Source organism: Pokkaliibacter plantistimulans (assembly GCF_003194385.1).
Classification (GTDB): Bacteria; Pseudomonadota; Gammaproteobacteria; order Pseudomonadales; family Balneatricaceae; genus Pokkaliibacter; species Pokkaliibacter plantistimulans.
The window spans coordinates 1-851 of record NZ_LAPT01000208.1; the positions used below are offsets into that span (position 1 = coordinate 1).

The 851-nt window shown below is 55.1% G+C and carries 2 protein-coding genes; both read right to left on the minus strand.

The annotated features are described in order from the left end of the window. Positions 1–62: 62 nt before the first annotated feature. Positions 63–458 (minus strand): phage minor tail U family protein, encoded by a 396-nt coding sequence (locus tag WH50_RS25930; protein ID WP_110190383.1) that lies wholly within the window; start codon positions 456–458, stop codon positions 63–65. Further along, a partial coding sequence (locus WH50_RS25935; RefSeq protein ID WP_110190385.1) for a phage tail protein occupies positions 455–851 on the minus strand: 397 nt, incomplete at its 5' end. The genes WH50_RS25930 and WH50_RS25935, both read right to left, overlap by 4 nt.

The following is an 851-nucleotide window of genomic DNA, read 5'->3' on the forward strand; positions in this document are numbered from 1 at the left end:
CCCACAGGGTGGTCCCGGCACCTTTCACCGGCATTGTAGGATTTGGTACAGGCATAGCGTCCTCACATTTCATAGGTAATGACATAAGTCAGATCGGCTGAACTCCACAAGCCCGCATCATCGTCGCGCCGGTAGCCATAGCCGCTGGCCACCATACTGGTGATCAAATCTGACAGTGCCGGGATATCGCTCATCACCGGATAAATCCGGGACTCCATCCACGCATCCAGCTCTGAATCCGGCACCTGAGCAGGCAGGAAAACTTCGATATGCAGCTCCGCCTGCCAGGTATCGCTGTCCAGCTCTTCGCCCGTGTATTCAGCGCCGGTGAGATAAACGGCAACTGCCGGAAAATCCGCCTCATCAAAAACAGCGGGGCGACCATCAAAAAACGTCGCCCCGGTGTCATGCTTCTCCAGTGCATCCAGTACGGCTGCACGGAGTTCAGTATGTTTCATCGCTTTATTACCATCCTCAGTTGATGCTGCAGCGCATAGCCCAGCTCTTTCGGAAGACGTTCACGCCGTATCCGCTCAATATTTTGTTTAAACGCCGTGGTCAGCGGCACCGCCATCGGGATTTTCACCACATCAATGGGGTAACGGTTTTTCCCAGCCACACGCTGCATGACATGCCACCGGCCATTTTTCAGTTGCTGAATAAACGCGCCGGGAATACGACGGTTACCCACCACAAGCACGCTGCCGCCACCTTTCAGGGATGAACGCTGCCCCTTTTTACGACGCCTGCGGCGCGAAAGGACAACCCGCGCATTACCCAGCTTGATTACGGGCAAATCCCCCCGGTTAACTTTGATTCTGGCCTGCGGATTTTTGACCGTGGCCCTTTTC